Consider the following 14,746-nt stretch of genomic DNA (forward strand, 5'->3'; position numbering starts at 1 on the left):
AATATCTTAATGACGGTGAATCTATCCCCCTTAAAGTGCGTGTTCAAAAAGGAGGATAAAAAGGACCGAGAAGTTCGAGGCGGTGCCGTTTCGAGCAGCGGAGTGTATGCCTTTAGATACATGAACAGCGGAGAAACAAGCCAACGAAGAAATTCGACGTGTCATTTTTACCGGACTTTTTGAACAACCTCTTAAATGAAACGCTAGTTTATTATTATACTGAATTCTGCCGAAAATACAAATTTTCCACCGGGTAAATCGGCATATTATGCAGACAACGGGGAATAGCGAAACAGTGGGTACATAAAACTCCGGGACATGGTTAAATTAATGGCAGATTGGTTTGGTCAACGTAGATTATATTCGATAAGGCGTGGGTATTAAATGAATGACGAGCAACAGAATCGACTGGCCGAAATAAGGGGCTTAAAAGAGAAAATCACACAATTACAAGTGGACTACTGGTTTTCATTTTCGGATTTTGGGACGTGGCAATTTTGGGTTGTCCTGGCGGCTTTAATTGTGCCGCTTATTATATTGATTTTATTTATTGACAGGAATAACATCTTGCTGCTGCTTTTTTTTGGAATCAATTTTCATCTTTGGTTTCAATATGTCAATGCGGCCCAAATTTCAATGGGGTTACTTGAATACCCGTATGAGATCCTCCCATATCTGCCAAGCATTGCATTGGACGGATCCATTGCACCGGTTTCCTATATCTTGATGTATCAATGGGTGTTAAATCATGCCAAAAACATTTACCTTCACGCAACACTGTTATCGGCTGTTTTTGCTTTTGTCGCTAAGCCGATTATTGTAAGTTTCGGTTTTTTTCATATGTATAAGGGTCTTAACTATTTTCACCTGTTTTTGTTTTATTTACTCTTCTTCTTCGTGTCATACGCCATTACAAGGCTGTTTGTGTGGATGCAGCAAAAAAGAGCGGGGCGTAATTCCGCATAGAAAAAGGCTGTCCGCAATAGGTTACAATGGAAGCTTTTGCGGACAGCCTTGCTGCTAATTCCCCATCATCTTTCGCCGCTGCTGTTCCTCTGACAGGAAATTAAAAAAGGTTTGCAGACCGAATTTTGGCTTGGCCTTAATGTGATTGATATAGTGATCTTTCGTATAATCATTCACATGCTCACTGGACTTGATGCGTTGAATGATATGTTCCATACCGATTTGCCGTATTTCTTTATTGACGTGCCTGGATTCCTTGTACAGGGCCGCACCAATCGCACCGAGCAGGGCATAGATGCCAAGTGCGATCATCATGTCCTGATTGTAGCCATTAATGACCAGCATGAAAAACAAATTGATGATTGAAATCGTCAGCAAGGGGATGGCAACAAACATATACTTAGAACTTTTCTTCAGCTTTGGTTTCACCAGCTCGTCAATAATCTCCATCTCCCTCTCGATAAAAGAGGGCATACCCCTAGTCGTGAATGGGTTCATATGCGTTATCCGCTCCTCGTAAAAAATAAATCGAATATAGCGTTAATCGGCTGTCCTGAAGCCGATTAATTAAAGTGACTGGATTATGATAAAAAACCAGACCAAATGCTGATTGGCAAGGTCTTACTAACATCTCGCTATTGCCGGAAAAGTCGAAAATTACTACATGTCTGTACTGACGACTTTACCGTCAAACCTACTTCTCTTAAGAATTGTATGTTAAAATCTATTATACAATGATGACCGTTTTCTTGTCATTTTAAAAGCCTTTTCAATTAAAGGAAAAAGCGGGATGCAAGTTTTATAGAGGTTGGGACAAAAGTGTTTTTATTACAGAAAAATCCGAACTAACTAGAAGTTATGGTTGGTGCATATACCCCGCTCCGGAAATATACTTCGCTTTCCGCGGGCGGCTGGTGAGCCTCCTCGTGCTTTCGCACTGCGGGGTCTCACCTATCCCTTCCCTCCCGCAGGAGTCTACGCATATTTCCTCCGCTCAAGGAGTGTATTGTTCATCCTTAGAATTGTCATTTTAGTTATGTCCCAACCTCTTTGTGCAAATGGGCCATATTGAAAGGGAGCTATCATAAAAGATAGGAGGGAGTCACGTTGGCAACGATTGAAGACTTTATGGCGCTTGATATGCGCGTTGGTACTGTATTGAAAGCGGAGCCGTTTCAGGAAGCCAAAAAGCCAGCTATTAAGTTGCAGATTGATTTCGGTGATGAGCTTGGGATGAAACAATCTTCAGCACAGGTTACGAAACGGTATGACCCTAATCAGCTTGTCGGGCGCCAAGTGGTCGGTGTTGTGAATCTTCCGCCGATGCGGATTGCGGGTTATAAATCGGAAGTGCTGGTGATCGGTGGGGCCCAGGAAGCGAATGATGTGGTGTTATTGCGACCCGATGAGCCGGTGGCGAATGGAACGCGGATATCATAGCACTCTGGTTTTACATAGGGGAGAGGAGGTAAAGCTGATGCCGACATGTCAAAATTGCGGCAAGAAATGGTCGTGGAAACAAACGTTTATACGTCTGGTGCGATTCAGAACAGCGATGGCGTGTCCGTATTGCGGAGAAGAACAATATGAGTCGGCTTCATCAAGACGGAAGACCATGTTAATCGGCATGATGCCGATCCCGCTTGTTTTTATTTTACCGTATATAAGCGGGCTGACGATTTGGATGGCGCTCATCCTGGTGATCGTGATCAGCGCCGGTATGATAAGTGTCATGCCGTTTTTTCTGAAACTGTCAAATGAACTGGAACCGTATTGGTAGGAGAAGGGCATGCGGAAAATTGAAGTTGTTCCTTACGATGCCCTTTGGCCGCTTTTGTTCGATATCGAGGTAGAAAAACTGCTGGGTGTTTTGAGTCATGAAATCCTGGCAATCTATCATATTGGCAGCACGTCTGTGGACGGGCTGTACGCCAAGCCAGTTATCGATATAATGCCGGTCGTCAGGAATATCAGCCGGATCGACCGGTTTACTAGTGGAATGGAACCACTCGGCTATGAAGGAAAAGGTGAGAATGGCATAGTCGGACGGCGCTTTTTTATGAAGGGCGGCGATGACCGGACACATCATGTGCACATATTTGAAGTGGGAAGTCCCCATATTAAACGTCATCTGGCTTTTCGGGATTATTTGCGGCAACACCCTAGGACAGCCGAGCACTACAGCAGTCTGAAGTTGGATTTGGCGGCGCACTTTCCTGATGATATGGATGCTTATATTGACGGAAAGAATCGTTTTGTTCAAGAAACCGAACAGAAGGCACTGGCGTGGTATCGGCAGAAGGGAAGCAGTCAGGGTTGATGGGATACTTTGACATAAATGTGAACGTTTGAGCTAAAAAATTGTGAAATTGAGCCGATTTTGTGAACATTTGAGCCGTAAATAAGTAAAATTTCACTAAGTTTGCATACCTTCTTGATCAATCCCCCGACTCTCAAGAGGTACAAGCAGCAATAAAAGAATGGTATGACTTTTTAAATAAAAACTTTAGTGAATACGTGCTTGATGCCTTTTATGGATTAGGCCAACTTTATAGTAATGATGAACGTTTAAGATTTAGCAAAATTCATCCACCTGAAATGCAGTTGACAACTCAGCACCTTTCTGTAATAATACTTGACTTTTGCAGTTAAATGAAGCTAAAAGAAGCCTTGATCCTTTGTGTGAAATGGGTTCAAGGCTTCTTTTATTTGTCACAAAGTTGTAGTGTAAATCAGTTGATTTTCGTGTCTCCCAAAATTTTTTAATTTCTTTTAGATAATAGATAATATTTAAAAGAATAATACGCAATCACCCAAAAACAAAGGAGACAAACCATGTTTAAATCATATCAATTTACTGTTGAATTACAGCGTCTACCCAGTCCAGTCTGGAGAGGCGTTTTATAATACCCGGCGAAACAACCTTCAAGCGGTTACATGACACGATCCAATTTGTCATGGGCTGGCAAGAATCTGAGAAGGAATTGAAAATAAAGGAATCCCAGTCAGCTAGTTGATCGTACATTTTGTGAAAATATGTAAATATATGAGAATCAAGTTTTAGAACAAATAGAAGCATTCAAAAAACACGTTCATGATTTGGACCTGGGGAAAATGGACCGTTATGATCGAATGATCCTGGCAAACCGGTTGGAAAAAGCCTGGGCACGAAAGCTGCCGAGGTACGTGGAGGACCACCCTGTCTTTATGTATCGCTATGATTTCGGTTATTGCTGGAAGCGGGTGGGACATGTTCACCGGAAGATGTTGGCGGCTCAGGAGGCTATGCGGACTTTTTACAAATAATGAACAATCAGGCTGACCCGGAATACGAGGAAACGCGGCAGTGGGTGTTGTCCCAGGGATATCGGCCACACTGGCATTGGATATTGAAAAGATAAATTGGCAGATGTCTAAGCTGTTGAAGTTGAAAAATTTTATAAAAAGGCCAAAATAAAGCATATAACATCTTACAAGCCCCACATTATAGGGTTAAACTTTAAATTTTGTGATTGTAGTGACCTAATAAAAGTTGACATTTTTCACACTTCCCTCTACTGTTGCTCTGTAACAAAGTGAAAGGGGAAGTTTCTTATCTTGAGCCAGGTAATTAAATTTTAAAATAAACTAACAAAGGTTGTAGTGACCAAAAAAATGAAAATACTGCTATGCGGGGATTTTAAAGTCTTAAAGCCGAAAGTTGGGTTAATAGTTAAGGTAGGCAGACGTGATATGTGAGGCAAGCATCTAAGGGGATATTTATTAAACCACTAGGTTTTCAAAACAAACATATGAATACGCACTATCTATAGATAAACGAGTCATTTTGATAGATGGACAACAATTGATAGATCTCATGTTTAAATACGATGTAGGATTGACAGATGAACAAGCAAGTATTTGTCACTAAGCGAACGTTAGATGAAATAGCTGAAATGTTACAATTTTTATCTTCACCATTAGTTGGTTGTGTTGGGCGGTCTAAAGAGGTTTTTTATGCTTTAGGTACATTATCTGATGCTATGAATAAATTTAACTTTTACGCTCAGTCATGCTTAGCTTAATAATGTTACTAAAGAGGTGAGCCAAACTACAACAGATGCATTAGCTCTCCGTAAACGGCTAAGCTAATCAGGTTAAAATAGATATAATATTACTTGAAATACTGAGACGGCTAATGCATGCTTATATAAAGGCACTTATAATGAGATAATGAAAACCGTTGCGAAATTCTGTGTGCGTATCGCATGTACATCAAGTGATTTTCCACAAAACGCGTATTGCTTTCGTATTCCAATATCAGACGATGGTGACTCCTTGCCTATGGAACTACTTCAAAATCCATTATGTAAAAATGTTGATCAAAGCCAAAAACTTGTTTCATTTGTTTCTTTTTCATCATTGCCATACTTACTGCATCCACATAAGACAAGCGCTGGTCTGAAAAATCCCTCAAAATTTGTTCGGCTAATTCGATTGTATCCTTATCTCCCTCTATAACATCCAAAGCTCTGCTTGCCTTAGAATGATTAACTATTTCAAGAAAAAGGTGAGCACATTTAAACCCTTCTCTATATCGCAGCCAGGTATAAGTCTCCGCAATGACAAAACTTGAGGTGGTGCGTGTAACTGATAAATCGATGCTTTCAAAGAAATAGCGAGCCTTTTCATGATATTGATCAGTCTCCAACATTAAAGCAATCCATGCCCCTGTATCTATGAATAACTTATTCCTTTTCATGTGTTTCACTCTTTTCGCTTAAATAAATATCAAGATCATGTTTTGTGGAGCCTTGCCTGTCACCGTTTTTTACCATGCCAATAAGTTGGGATAATGGGTCTGTATTCGCTTCGTTATTTGACAGGTAATTATTGACAGCATCTCTAATGATCTCGGCTTCCGTCTTTCTTTCACGTGCTGATAGTTGTTTAATTTTTTTATTTTGGTCAGGTTCGAGATAAATTTGTTTCCTAACTTTTTGTTTATCGTCCATGGTTAACCACCTCATATACATTATACAACAAAAAGGCGATGTATGCGAATCCCACGTGATTTTTTGAAATACTTTTGTCCAAGACTCCTCGAGCAGCCGAGCATTATAGCAGTCTGAAGTTGGATTTGGCGGCGCACTTTCCTGATGATATGGATGCTTATATTGACGGAAAGAATCGTTTTGTTCAAGAAACCGAACAGAAGGCACTGGCGTGGTATCGGCAGAAGGGAAGCAGTCAGGGTTGATGGGATACTTTGACATAAATGTGAACGTTTGAGCTAAAAAAATGTGAAATTGAGCCGATTTTGTGAACATTTGAGCGGATTCCAATTCCAGCCCGGCTGCCCTGACACCGGGCGGAAGTGTTTAGCCTGACATACGCTCCGCCTTTTGCGGCTGTTTCATAACGGAAGCCATAAGCAGTACACCGGCGATTCCTCGCTGTGACTCGGGTGTGAGTTCGGCGAGCAAACTTTGCCGCACAGGAATCAGGATGAGCTCACCGAGTGAAATCAGGACCATAAAGCCGATCAAAAGTGATGGTGTGACCGTATAGCTCAACAGCGCATAACTGATGACATAAAGGGTCATACCGTAAATTAACCTGCTGTAGTCGGATGTGCGTCTGATCAGCCAGGTGATCAGACTGACCGCAAACACCACAATGAGCGTATTTTCTGCCTGCAGGATACCTGTCATGTTAATCCCATTAAGCGAGAATGAACCGAGCCAGTTTGTCTCTTCCATGTTATTTTCCAGGTTAACCGCAATATAATTGGTTAAATGACTTTCGAGTGACAGGACAAGCATTGAGGCGATCATGAACACCATAAACGTCCGATCTTTAAAAACAGATTGGTAATTGCTAAGTATAGAAGCAGGTTTTACCGCAGTTTCACCATCAGTTTTAGCCTTCACAAATGTCTCACTGATGAAGAGATAGGTGATCAGCCCGGATATGATGGTGACAGCCGCAACCGCCAGAAACAGATAGAAGTGATAATCCTCAAACAGAAAAGCCCCCGTTATGCTGCCGATTGCTATAGCCAGATTGGAAATCCAGTACTGGGCTGTGAATACAAAATTCCGCTCTTGTTTACGAACAAGATCGAAAATCATCGCCGTTGACACAGGTATATACAGTCCGCTGAAAAACATGTTTACCATAAACAGCACAAAACTGACGTACGGCATAACGGTCCAGGGTGCGTTAAAGCAGGCAATCGCCAGAAACGAAATCCCCATGGCGAATTCAGACAGGACCAGCAGTTTTTTGCGGCCAATCTGATCGGACACGTAACCGCGAAGGAAGCCGCCGATAATCCCGGACGTAATCACCACCATCACAAGAACCCCCGTCATTTTCGCTCCAACAAGATGACTGAAGTAGATGGCTATGAACGGCATAATGGCCATGGTTGCCATAGTTGTGACAAACTGGAGGTACAGGCGTATTTTAATGGCGCGGTGAAGCTGGCGAAATTGGCTCATTGCAGGACCTCCTGAATGCCGAACAGGCGGAGTGCCTGGTTTTTAAATGCGCTGGTCTGGTGTGCCTTGGCCTGGTCGGTGAACGACAGACGCATGCCCATAAGGAATGCCAGATAGCCGTAACTGACCTCTTCCGGATCGCTTTTTGGTAAAAATCCTTTATCCATCCCGGTTCTCATAATGTCTTGAATGAAGTGCCGGAACTCATCCGCAAATTCATCGAGTGCTTCGATCTCACTAAAGCGTTCCGGCTGACCGATGACATACTGAATGACACGTAAATAATGCTCGCGTTCCATAAAAAAGCTAATGTGCTGTTTGACAAGGTTTTTCAATGTTGTAAGTGTCATGGATGGCATCTCCTCACGGGCATCATGCATGTGATTTTTGAATTCCCGGAGCGGTGCAGTTACACAAGTCCGGAATAGGGCAGCCTTGTTTTCGTAGTAGGTAAACACCGTACCAAAGCTGACACCGGCTTCTTGTGCTATGTCTTTAATCGTCGTCTTGGTATAGCCATTTTCTGCAAAGAGCTTTAAACCAGCTTGGAAAATTTGTTCGCGTTTTTGATTGGATTTTGGTTTAGCCATTGCTGTCACCCCTCCTTAACTGATTGATTGATCAATCAAAATATACATTGATTATGTCTCTTTTGCAATAATTAAAGGAATCTTTTCCGGTGATATCGAAATAAAGATATGGGGGAATATCAGTTGAATCCGAAGAGCGCGCATGAATTTTTGGAATGAATGATTGAGAAACGTGCTGATCGGCCATATCCGTGGACTGACCGATGGCTTTATCACACTTTATGTTTGTGAGATGGTCATTGATGAAGCGTATCGTGGACTGGGATTTGGGGACAAACTGCTGCAATATATTCATGAGCAATTTCTGAAAACAAGGGTCGAGATGCTTGCAGTGAGTTCATCCCGTACGTTTTATGAACAGCATGGCTACCGGAGTTTTTACGGCTTTCGTAAGACATTTGATTGACCTGCAGGAAGCTGTATTAATTGGCACGATAAACGATTCTGCAAAGGAGATGATGTCATGGCAGATAATCACGTTGTTTTTATAACAGGTGCAACAAGCGGAATTGGCTATGAAATTGGTGTAGCGTTTGCGGAAAACGGTGCCAAAGTAGCCTTTTCTGACATCAATCAGGAACAGGTGGATGAGGTTACGAAAAAAATGCAAGGTGACGGATATGATTGTATCGGGCTTAAATGTGACGTAACAGATGAAGACGAGCTTAAGGGGGCAATCGATCAAACCGTCAACACATATGGCAGACTGGATGTATTGATTAATAACGCCGGTATGCAGCACGTTGCATCCATCGAGGATTTCCCGACCGAGACGTTTAACCAGATTACCAATATCATGCTCGTAGCACCATTCATGGCAACCAAACATGTTTTTCCGATTATGAAAGAACAAGGTTTCGGCCGTATAATCAATATGGCTTCGGTCAACGGACTAATCGGTTTTGCCGGTAAGGCTGCCTATAACAGTGCCAAACACGGTGTGATCGGTTTGACAAAAGTAACGGCTCTGGAAGGAGCTGAGCACGGCATTACCGTTAATGCGATGTGTCCTGGCTATGTGGATACGCCGCTCGTCCGCAACCAGTTTGGGGATTTGGCCAAAAGTCGTGGTGTCCCGGTGGAAAAAGTGCTTGAGGAAGTATTGTACCCATTGGTGCCGCAAAAACGCCTTTTGGATGTCAAAGAAATCGCTGACTACACACTTTTCCTAGCGAGTGATAAAGCAAAAGGCGTTACCGGACAGGCTGTCGTTTTGGATGGCGGGTATACAGCGCAGTAGTCACGCCGTCTTAAGGGCTAACCTATCCAACAAGCAAATGACACCTATCACATTAAAATAATCTGCCTTTCCTGCTATAATGGGAGTAACAGAACGGAGGAATAGCATACGAATTAAAATGACAAGTGTATTTGTGGATGATCAGGAGAAAGCGCTTCAGTTTTATACAGAGGTGCTCGGTTTTCAGAAAAAAATGGATATGCCGGCAGGGGATTTCAAATGGCTGACCGTCGTATCACCGGAAGATCTGGATGGTGTGGAATTGCTTCTCGAACCGAATGATAATGATGCTGCTAAAGCGTATCAAAAAGCGATTTACGAGCAGGGCATTCCAATCACATCGTTTGTTGTCGATGACATCCAGAAAGAATATGAGCGCCTGAGGAAGCATGGCGTGGAATTTTCAGTGGCGCCGACTGAAGCCGGGCCGGTGACATTTGCTATTTTCGATGACACGTGTGGCAACCTGATCCAGATTTCAGAGGCTCGATAGTTTACGCAAACGGGAGAAATTCATAAGCCTAATACAGAGGGGGAGCGTTTTAAATGGAGGGGACACAAACAAATATGAAGCTGGTGGCGGCATTGCAGGAAGCTTTGGCAGAAAATCGGGTGACAACCAACCAGACGCTGTTGGCGCAGCACAGTTCAGATGAATCGTACCACACGCCGCACTTGCCGGACATTGTTGTCTTTCCGGAAAGTGCCGACGAGGTCAGTGCGACGGTGAAACTGGCAAAAACATATGACGTACCTGTTGTGCCATATGGGTATGGGTCAAGTTTGGAAGCCAATGTCATCCCGCAGCAGGGCGGGATCGTGATTGACTTTGCCAACATGAACGAGATTCTGGAAGTGCGGGAAAATGATTTCCTTGTTAAAGTACAACCGGGTGTCACCCGGTCACAACTGGAAAAGGAACTGAAAAAGTATGGTCTGTTTTTTACCGTCGATCCTGGTGCAGATGCGACACTTGGCGGGATGGCGGCGACCAATGCCAGTGGTACGACGTCAGTCAAATATGGGATCATGCGGGATAATGTGCGCGATTTGGAAGTTGTCTTGGCCGATGGGTCGATCATACATACCGGAAGCATGGCAGCCAAATCATCATCAGGCTATAATCTGAATGGGCTTTTCGTTGGGTCTGAAGGAACACTGGGCTGTTTTACCGAATTGACATTAAAAGTCATTGGCATTCCTGAACATATCATGGCAGCGCGGGCTGAGTTTCATAGTGTCGATGATGCAGTGGATGCCGTGATTGCCATTATGCAGGCCGGTATTCCGATTGCTCGAGTGGAGCTTGTGGATGAGGAAGCGATTAAACAGATGAATGAATACAGTGAGACCGATTATCATGAAGCGCCGACATTATTTTTGGAGTTGCATGGCAATGAAGCCGGCTTAAAAAATGATGTTGATTTTATGGAAGAGATTGTGAGTGACATGAACTGCCGGCAAATTGAATTTGAAACCGATACCGCCGGGCGCAATAAGCTATGGGAAGCGCGGCACAACGCCGCGTATGCGTTTATTCATAATCACCCAGGCAGAAAACAGATGGTGACGGATGTCTGTGTACCGATTTCCGAACTGGCAGGTGCAGTGAAAGACGCGAGAATCGCCATTTCGGAGTCCGGATTGGCTGGTGGTATCGTCGGACATGTCGGTGACGGCAATTATCATATTTTGTTAATGCTTGACCCGGAAAATCCAGATGATATTGCCCGGGCAAACCAGCTGAATGAGCGGATTGTCAGCTATGCGCTTGAGCGCGGCGGGACATGCACCGGTGAGCACGGTGTTGGCACCGGAAAACAGAAATATCAGGAACGCGAGCACGGCGAAGCACGCCACGTCATGCGCAAAATCAAGCAAGCACTCGATCCGGACGATATGCTTAATCCGGGGAAAATTATCGAGTGAGTAAAGCTGACACCCTGGCACTGTCCGGGTTTCAGCTGATACACACACGAAGCACGCTGATATACGCACGAAACCCGCTGATACACGCACGAAAACGCTGATACTCAATCGAAAAGGTTGATAAGCGGGCAATACGGCACAGCGATTTTGGAAAGGGGCTCCCTTGTCATTGACTGCCGAAAGAACGTTTTTGAGCTTGGCTTTATGCATTTTCTGCATAGTTTGGTAAACTGAAGGAAATAACAGCCATTTGGCGATAGAATGGTGGTGATGCGGAATGAGTTCTTTGTTAGCCAATCATGCATGGTATGAACTCGTGGGTCCGCTTACGCTGGTGGCGGCTCTGCTGCTCTGTTATTGGTATATCAACACCATTATCAAATCACCGCATTACAACGCGACAAATACGCAGAAGAGGTATTTTTTTACAGCGGTCAGTTTATTTTATCTGGTGGAAGGGTCGCCTTTTGCCGTGATTGCCGATGATTATTTGGTCAGTGCACTTATCCTGCAGCTGTCCATTATGGCCTTTGTTGCGGTACCGCTGTTCATCCTGAGTTTGCCGACCCAGTTTCTGACCGTCTTTTTCTGGCGCCATAGACGGTCTAAAATTGCCGGGTTTCTGTTCAAATACCCATGGCCTATGGCAATCGCATTTAATGGACTTATCTCGGTGTTTTTTATCCCGTCAGTTTTCAATGTCATTCATGGGAGCATGTTGCTGCAGTTTTTTTATGAAGTGCTGTTGGTGACATTTGCTTTTCTCACATGGTGGGTCGTTATTCAGCCGTCGGAGGAAGTGGCCGATCACAGTTATTTCATGCGGCTTATCTATGTATTTTTTATGGCGCTGTTTCTCATGCCGATCGGGATTTTTCTGCTCGTCGTACAAGAACCGATGTATACAGCTTATGCAGCTGCCTCAGGTGAGCTGCTGCCCGCCTTGACAGCTGTTTACGACCAGCAGGCTGCAGGTGGGGTACTGAAATTTGTCCAGCTGCTTAGTTACGCATTTGCCCTGTTTTACCTGCTAAAAATGTGGGGGTTGCGTGAGGAGGAAAATGAAGGCAAAGTTGATGATGACACAAGGGTGGTGCAGGGCATTGTCATCCAAATGAACGAGCGTAACAGACGGAAAAAAGGTCGGAAACGGTAAGGACACATCATCCTCATGGTACGACTTCCCTATAATGTACCATGAACCAATCAAAACAGCTTGCAGAGCCTCTGCAAGCTGTTTTTCAAATTGGAACTCGGTTGACTCGGATGCGATTGTCCGGCTTCTAATCTTCAGTCTCTGGACTATCCCCAGATTTGTTTTGCTGATTCCACGATCAATTTTAGTTTTTCCCATTGCTGTTGTTCGGTCAGTTTGTTCCCGTGATGTGTCGAAGCGAATCCGCACTGCGGGCTTAAGCATAATTGATCAAGCGATACATATCGGGATGCCTCATGAACACGGGTGACGACTTCACCTTTGTCCTCCAGATCACCAGATTTGGACGTGATGACACCGAGAACAACACGCGGGCCGTCTTCCGGAATGAATGTCAGCGGGTTAAAGCTGCCGGAGCGCTCATCGTCATACTCCAAGAAAAATCCATCCACCTTACCTTTGGCAAACAGCTTCGGCGCAATCCGGTCATAACCACCTTCAAATGCCCATGTGGAACGGTAGTTACCGCGGCATAAATGCACTGTGACAGTCAATTCGTCCGGTTTATGGGCCAGACTTTCGTTCAGCACTCGGACGGCCAAATCAATCAAATAGTCGCGCTGCTCACCTGGATCTTCATTCCACGGCACACTGTCGGCTGCCAGCCCGGCGATGTAAACATCATCCAGCTGCAGGTAACGCAATCCGGCATCATAAAAAGCTTGAATGGCCTCCTGGTATGTTTTGATGATATCGTCTGCATACTTTTCCAGGTCCGGATAAATGTCAGGATTCCGGATGCCGTCATTAAAAAACATATTCGGGCTCGGAATGGCGAATTTAACCTCAGCTCGACCGTCAACAATGTCAATCAGATCCGTCACATCCTGCAAAAATGGATGGTCCGGGTTAAACGAAATGTCACCTGAGTTCCAGACATTGCGTTTTTCCGATTCCTCACCCTTAAACGCATAGCCTTGTTCCGGGACATAGCCTTCAAACCCGTTCAGATGTTCCATGAAGTCAAGATGGAAAAATGTGCGGCGGAACTCGCCATCGGTTACAGCCTGAAGACCCACTTCCAACTGTTTGTCGACAATACGTTTAATTTCGTCATTTTCCACTTCACGTAACTGTTCAGCAGAGATACTACCCTTCTTGAACGCTCGTCTTGTTTCGTGCAGCCGGTCAGGTCGCAGCAAGCTTCCGACCTGGTCTGCACGGAATGGTGCTTTTGTGGTTACTTTGGTCATTTTCATTCCCTCTTTCTATTATAGTTTGTTTAGGTTTTTGCTTATAAGATAAGATAGTATAAATTTTGGACGACGCTTTCAATACTAATTAGCTAACTCGGGATGTCTTCCAATCTGACATCTGACCGCTAGTATCTGAAAAGACGCATCAGCGTTTTTCTTACAGTTAAGGTAAAATGGCAAATGATCGTACCGGAAATCCGGTTGCACCTTTTGCTTTTGGTACGATATTAAATATTACGGCGCCTTTTGCCGGGACTTTATCAAGGTTCGTCATCACTTCCACCTGAAACGTATCCTGATCAAGCACGTAATATTCGGCTACAAGTGCGCCGTTTTTCTGGAAATTAATGGCTGAATCGGTATCAAATGTTTCGTGGCCGATAGCTTTGATGTGGCGCTGTTCGAATAAAAACTGCAATGCTTCAACGGACCAGCCTGGCACATGGCTATTCCCTTCATCGTCCTCGTTGTCAAAAGCTTCCTGATCCGGCCAGTTTTTGCTCCAGTCAGTCCTTAGTGCAACAAATGAACCTGGCTCAATGTCACCGTGCTCTTTTTCAAATGCCAGAACATCGTCCAAGTCAAGTGTAAAATCAGGGTTTTCGGCGGCTTCTTTTGATTTATCAATGACAACCAGCGGCAACACCAGTTCCTGCAGCTCCAGCTCATGCACATAACGCTTATCCCCAGGTACAAAATGAATGGGCGCATCAATATGTGTTCCATATTGTCCCGGGAAAGTGAATTGCTGGGCAAAGAACCCGTCATCATGATCGAATAACGTCTTGAACTCTGCCGGATCAAATGCGGAAAAATGAGGGGAGTCCGGCCCGAACGCATGCGTCAGGTCGATCCATTCTTTTTCCTTTAACACGTTGACTGCCTCAATTAATGTGTTACACATATTCCCCACCTCCCTTTAAATTTAACTGAATCAAAACGATTGTGAAACTAAAAAAGCCCCTTCTGATAAGAAGAGGCTTGGGTTCACATAGTTCACTCTTCTTATCTTTAGCGTCCAACGCTTTCTGGAATTAGCACAGTCACAGACCGATGCTGAGGCTTCGAAGGGCCAGTCCCTCCACCTCTCTAGATAAGAACGTTTTTTATTCAGTTATGATATT

21 protein-coding genes, 1 pseudogene and 1 riboswitch are annotated in these 14,746 nt (G+C 44.2%); of the genes and pseudogenes, 15 read left to right on the forward strand and 7 right to left on the reverse strand.

Annotation, left to right across the window (positions count from 1 at the left end; genetic code table 11):
- Positions 1-384: 384 nt before the first annotated feature.
- Positions 385-966 carry a hypothetical protein gene (locus ACFQ4A_RS08985; protein ID WP_382399721.1) on the forward strand — a complete coding sequence of 194 codons (582 nt, stop codon included), beginning with the start codon at positions 385-387 and terminating at the stop codon, positions 964-966.
- A gap of 54 nt (positions 967-1,020) precedes the next feature.
- On the opposite strand, the gene ACFQ4A_RS08990 is transcribed toward ACFQ4A_RS08985, so the two are convergent.
- Positions 1,021-1,464 carry a DUF5392 family protein gene (locus tag ACFQ4A_RS08990; protein WP_382399723.1) on the reverse strand — a complete coding sequence of 148 codons (444 nt, stop codon included), beginning with the start codon at positions 1,462-1,464 and terminating at the stop codon, positions 1,021-1,023.
- 609 nt (positions 1,465-2,073) lie between these two features.
- Between ACFQ4A_RS08990 and csaA the strand changes: the two genes are divergently transcribed.
- The 8 genes and pseudogenes from csaA (at position 2,074) to ACFQ4A_RS09030 (ending at position 5,030) form a co-directional block, all read left to right on the forward strand.
- Positions 2,074-2,406 carry a chaperone CsaA gene (gene csaA, locus ACFQ4A_RS08995; protein WP_382399725.1) on the forward strand — a complete coding sequence of 111 codons (333 nt, stop codon included), beginning with the start codon at positions 2,074-2,076 and terminating at the stop codon, positions 2,404-2,406.
- Positions 2,407-2,443: 37 nt separating this feature from the next.
- Entirely contained in the window at positions 2,444-2,746 is a 303-nt protein-coding gene (locus ACFQ4A_RS09000) for a TIGR04104 family putative zinc finger protein (RefSeq protein ID WP_382399727.1), read from the forward strand.
- Between the two features lie 9 nt (positions 2,747-2,755).
- Positions 2,756-3,286: a GrpB family protein gene (locus ACFQ4A_RS09005; protein ID WP_382399729.1), complete on the forward strand. Its 531-nt coding sequence runs from the start codon at positions 2,756-2,758 to the stop codon at positions 3,284-3,286.
- A gap of 92 nt (positions 3,287-3,378) precedes the next feature.
- Positions 3,379-3,534 (forward strand): annotated as a pseudogene (locus ACFQ4A_RS09010) (TipAS antibiotic-recognition domain-containing protein); the annotation flags it as partial.
- A 320-nt stretch (positions 3,535-3,854) separates the two neighbouring features.
- Complete coding sequence (locus tag ACFQ4A_RS09015; protein WP_382399849.1) at positions 3,855-3,983, forward strand: IS1096 element passenger TnpR family protein; 129 nt, start codon at positions 3,855-3,857, stop codon at positions 3,981-3,983.
- 97 nt (positions 3,984-4,080) lie between these two features.
- A complete protein-coding gene (locus ACFQ4A_RS09020; RefSeq protein ID WP_382399859.1) occupies positions 4,081-4,272 on the forward strand; it encodes a hypothetical protein in 192 nt (63 codons plus the stop codon).
- Positions 4,197-4,367, forward strand: a complete 171-nt coding sequence (locus ACFQ4A_RS09025; protein ID WP_382399731.1) for an IS1096 element passenger TnpR family protein — start codon at positions 4,197-4,199, stop codon at positions 4,365-4,367. Before ACFQ4A_RS09020 ends, ACFQ4A_RS09025 begins: the two co-directional genes overlap by 76 nt.
- Before the next feature lie 483 nt (positions 4,368-4,850).
- On the forward strand, positions 4,851-5,030 hold the full coding sequence (locus ACFQ4A_RS09030; RefSeq protein WP_382399733.1) for a hypothetical protein: 180 nt from the start codon (positions 4,851-4,853) through the stop codon (positions 5,028-5,030).
- A gap of 257 nt (positions 5,031-5,287) precedes the next feature.
- On the opposite strand, the gene ACFQ4A_RS09035 is transcribed toward ACFQ4A_RS09030, so the two are convergent.
- Together ACFQ4A_RS09035 and ACFQ4A_RS09040 are read right to left on the reverse strand one after the other, a co-directional pair.
- Positions 5,288-5,707: a type II toxin-antitoxin system VapC family toxin gene (locus ACFQ4A_RS09035; RefSeq protein WP_382399735.1), complete on the reverse strand. Its 420-nt coding sequence runs from the start codon at positions 5,705-5,707 to the stop codon at positions 5,288-5,290.
- Positions 5,694-5,960: a ribbon-helix-helix domain-containing protein gene (locus tag ACFQ4A_RS09040; protein WP_382399737.1), complete on the reverse strand. Its 267-nt coding sequence runs from the start codon at positions 5,958-5,960 to the stop codon at positions 5,694-5,696. The genes ACFQ4A_RS09035 and ACFQ4A_RS09040 overlap by 14 nt, the downstream gene beginning before the upstream one ends.
- Before the next feature lie 74 nt (positions 5,961-6,034).
- On the opposite strand from ACFQ4A_RS09040, the gene ACFQ4A_RS09045 reads away from it, so the two are divergent.
- A complete protein-coding gene (locus tag ACFQ4A_RS09045; protein WP_382399739.1) occupies positions 6,035-6,205 on the forward strand; it encodes a GrpB family protein in 171 nt (56 codons plus the stop codon).
- A 121-nt stretch (positions 6,206-6,326) separates the two neighbouring features.
- Here ACFQ4A_RS09045 and ACFQ4A_RS09050 read toward each other — a convergent pair whose 3' ends face one another.
- Both ACFQ4A_RS09050 and ACFQ4A_RS09055 read right to left on the reverse strand, forming a co-directional pair.
- Positions 6,327-7,451 carry an MFS transporter gene (locus tag ACFQ4A_RS09050; protein WP_382399741.1) on the reverse strand — a complete coding sequence of 375 codons (1,125 nt, stop codon included), beginning with the start codon at positions 7,449-7,451 and terminating at the stop codon, positions 6,327-6,329.
- A complete protein-coding gene (locus tag ACFQ4A_RS09055; protein ID WP_382399743.1) occupies positions 7,448-8,041 on the reverse strand; it encodes a TetR/AcrR family transcriptional regulator in 594 nt (197 codons plus the stop codon). The genes ACFQ4A_RS09050 and ACFQ4A_RS09055 overlap by 4 nt, the downstream gene beginning before the upstream one ends.
- A gap of 172 nt (positions 8,042-8,213) precedes the next feature.
- Between ACFQ4A_RS09055 and ACFQ4A_RS09060 the strand changes: the two genes are divergently transcribed.
- The 5 genes from ACFQ4A_RS09060 (at position 8,214) to ACFQ4A_RS09080 (ending at position 12,366) form a co-directional block, all read left to right on the forward strand.
- A complete protein-coding gene (locus tag ACFQ4A_RS09060) occupies positions 8,214-8,447 on the forward strand; it encodes a GNAT family N-acetyltransferase (protein WP_382399851.1) in 234 nt (77 codons plus the stop codon).
- Between the two features lie 57 nt (positions 8,448-8,504).
- A complete protein-coding gene (locus tag ACFQ4A_RS09065; protein ID WP_382399745.1) occupies positions 8,505-9,281 on the forward strand; it encodes a 3-hydroxybutyrate dehydrogenase in 777 nt (258 codons plus the stop codon).
- A gap of 106 nt (positions 9,282-9,387) precedes the next feature.
- Positions 9,388-9,774, forward strand: coding sequence for a VOC family protein (locus tag ACFQ4A_RS09070; protein WP_382399853.1), 387 nt, complete (start codon positions 9,388-9,390; stop codon positions 9,772-9,774).
- A 53-nt stretch (positions 9,775-9,827) separates the two neighbouring features.
- Complete coding sequence (locus tag ACFQ4A_RS09075) at positions 9,828-11,210, forward strand: FAD-binding oxidoreductase (RefSeq protein WP_382399747.1); 1,383 nt, start codon at positions 9,828-9,830, stop codon at positions 11,208-11,210.
- A gap of 277 nt (positions 11,211-11,487) precedes the next feature.
- Positions 11,488-12,366, forward strand: a complete 879-nt coding sequence (locus ACFQ4A_RS09080; protein WP_382399749.1) for a cytochrome c oxidase assembly protein — start codon at positions 11,488-11,490, stop codon at positions 12,364-12,366.
- A 146-nt stretch (positions 12,367-12,512) separates the two neighbouring features.
- Here the strand turns inward: ACFQ4A_RS09080 and ACFQ4A_RS09085 are convergent, their stop codons facing one another.
- Positions 12,513-13,619, reverse strand: a complete 1,107-nt coding sequence (locus ACFQ4A_RS09085; RefSeq protein ID WP_382399751.1) for a 5-methyltetrahydropteroyltriglutamate--homocysteine S-methyltransferase — start codon at positions 13,617-13,619, stop codon at positions 12,513-12,515.
- A gap of 166 nt (positions 13,620-13,785) precedes the next feature.
- Positions 13,786-14,526 carry a cyclase family protein gene (locus ACFQ4A_RS09090; protein WP_382399753.1) on the reverse strand — a complete coding sequence of 247 codons (741 nt, stop codon included), beginning with the start codon at positions 14,524-14,526 and terminating at the stop codon, positions 13,786-13,788.
- Between the two features lie 98 nt (positions 14,527-14,624).
- A riboswitch (SAM riboswitch) is annotated at positions 14,625-14,722 on the reverse strand.
- Positions 14,723-14,746 lie beyond the last annotated feature (24 nt).

It is taken from the genome of Lentibacillus salinarum, assembly GCF_042679865.1.
In the GTDB taxonomy this organism is placed as follows: Bacteria; Bacillota; Bacilli; order Bacillales; family Amphibacillaceae; genus Lentibacillus; species Lentibacillus salinarum.

Bases quoted from the DNA above. Each gene is read 5' to 3' on its own strand.
- ACFQ4A_RS09055 (WP_382399743.1), bottom strand. From the start codon at position 8,041: ATGGCTAAACCAAAATCCAATCAAAAACGCGAACAAATTTTCCAAGCT.
- ACFQ4A_RS09075 (WP_382399747.1), top strand. From the start codon at position 9,828: ATGGAGGGGACACAAACAAATATGAAGCTGGTGGCGGCATTGCAGGAA.
- ACFQ4A_RS09035 (WP_382399735.1), bottom strand. From the start codon at position 5,707: ATGAAAAGGAATAAGTTATTCATAGATACAGGGGCATGGATTGCTTTA.
- ACFQ4A_RS09080 (WP_382399749.1), top strand. From the start codon at position 11,488: ATGAGTTCTTTGTTAGCCAATCATGCATGGTATGAACTCGTGGGTCCG.
- ACFQ4A_RS09030 (WP_382399733.1), top strand. From the start codon at position 4,851: ATGAACAAGCAAGTATTTGTCACTAAGCGAACGTTAGATGAAATAGCT.
- ACFQ4A_RS09020 (WP_382399859.1), top strand. From the start codon at position 4,081: ATGGACCGTTATGATCGAATGATCCTGGCAAACCGGTTGGAAAAAGCC.
- ACFQ4A_RS08985 (WP_382399721.1), top strand. From the start codon at position 385: ATGAATGACGAGCAACAGAATCGACTGGCCGAAATAAGGGGCTTAAAA.
- ACFQ4A_RS09090 (WP_382399753.1), bottom strand. From the start codon at position 14,526: ATGTGTAACACATTAATTGAGGCAGTCAACGTGTTAAAGGAAAAAGAA.
- ACFQ4A_RS09085 (WP_382399751.1), bottom strand. From the start codon at position 13,619: ATGACCAAAGTAACCACAAAAGCACCATTCCGTGCAGACCAGGTCGGA.
- ACFQ4A_RS08990 (WP_382399723.1), bottom strand. From the start codon at position 1,464: ATGAACCCATTCACGACTAGGGGTATGCCCTCTTTTATCGAGAGGGAG.
- ACFQ4A_RS09050 (WP_382399741.1), bottom strand. From the start codon at position 7,451: ATGAGCCAATTTCGCCAGCTTCACCGCGCCATTAAAATACGCCTGTAC.
- ACFQ4A_RS09065 (WP_382399745.1), top strand. From the start codon at position 8,505: ATGGCAGATAATCACGTTGTTTTTATAACAGGTGCAACAAGCGGAATT.
- ACFQ4A_RS09005 (WP_382399729.1), top strand. From the start codon at position 2,756: ATGCGGAAAATTGAAGTTGTTCCTTACGATGCCCTTTGGCCGCTTTTG.
- ACFQ4A_RS09000 (WP_382399727.1), top strand. From the start codon at position 2,444: ATGCCGACATGTCAAAATTGCGGCAAGAAATGGTCGTGGAAACAAACG.
- ACFQ4A_RS09040 (WP_382399737.1), bottom strand. From the start codon at position 5,960: ATGGACGATAAACAAAAAGTTAGGAAACAAATTTATCTCGAACCTGAC.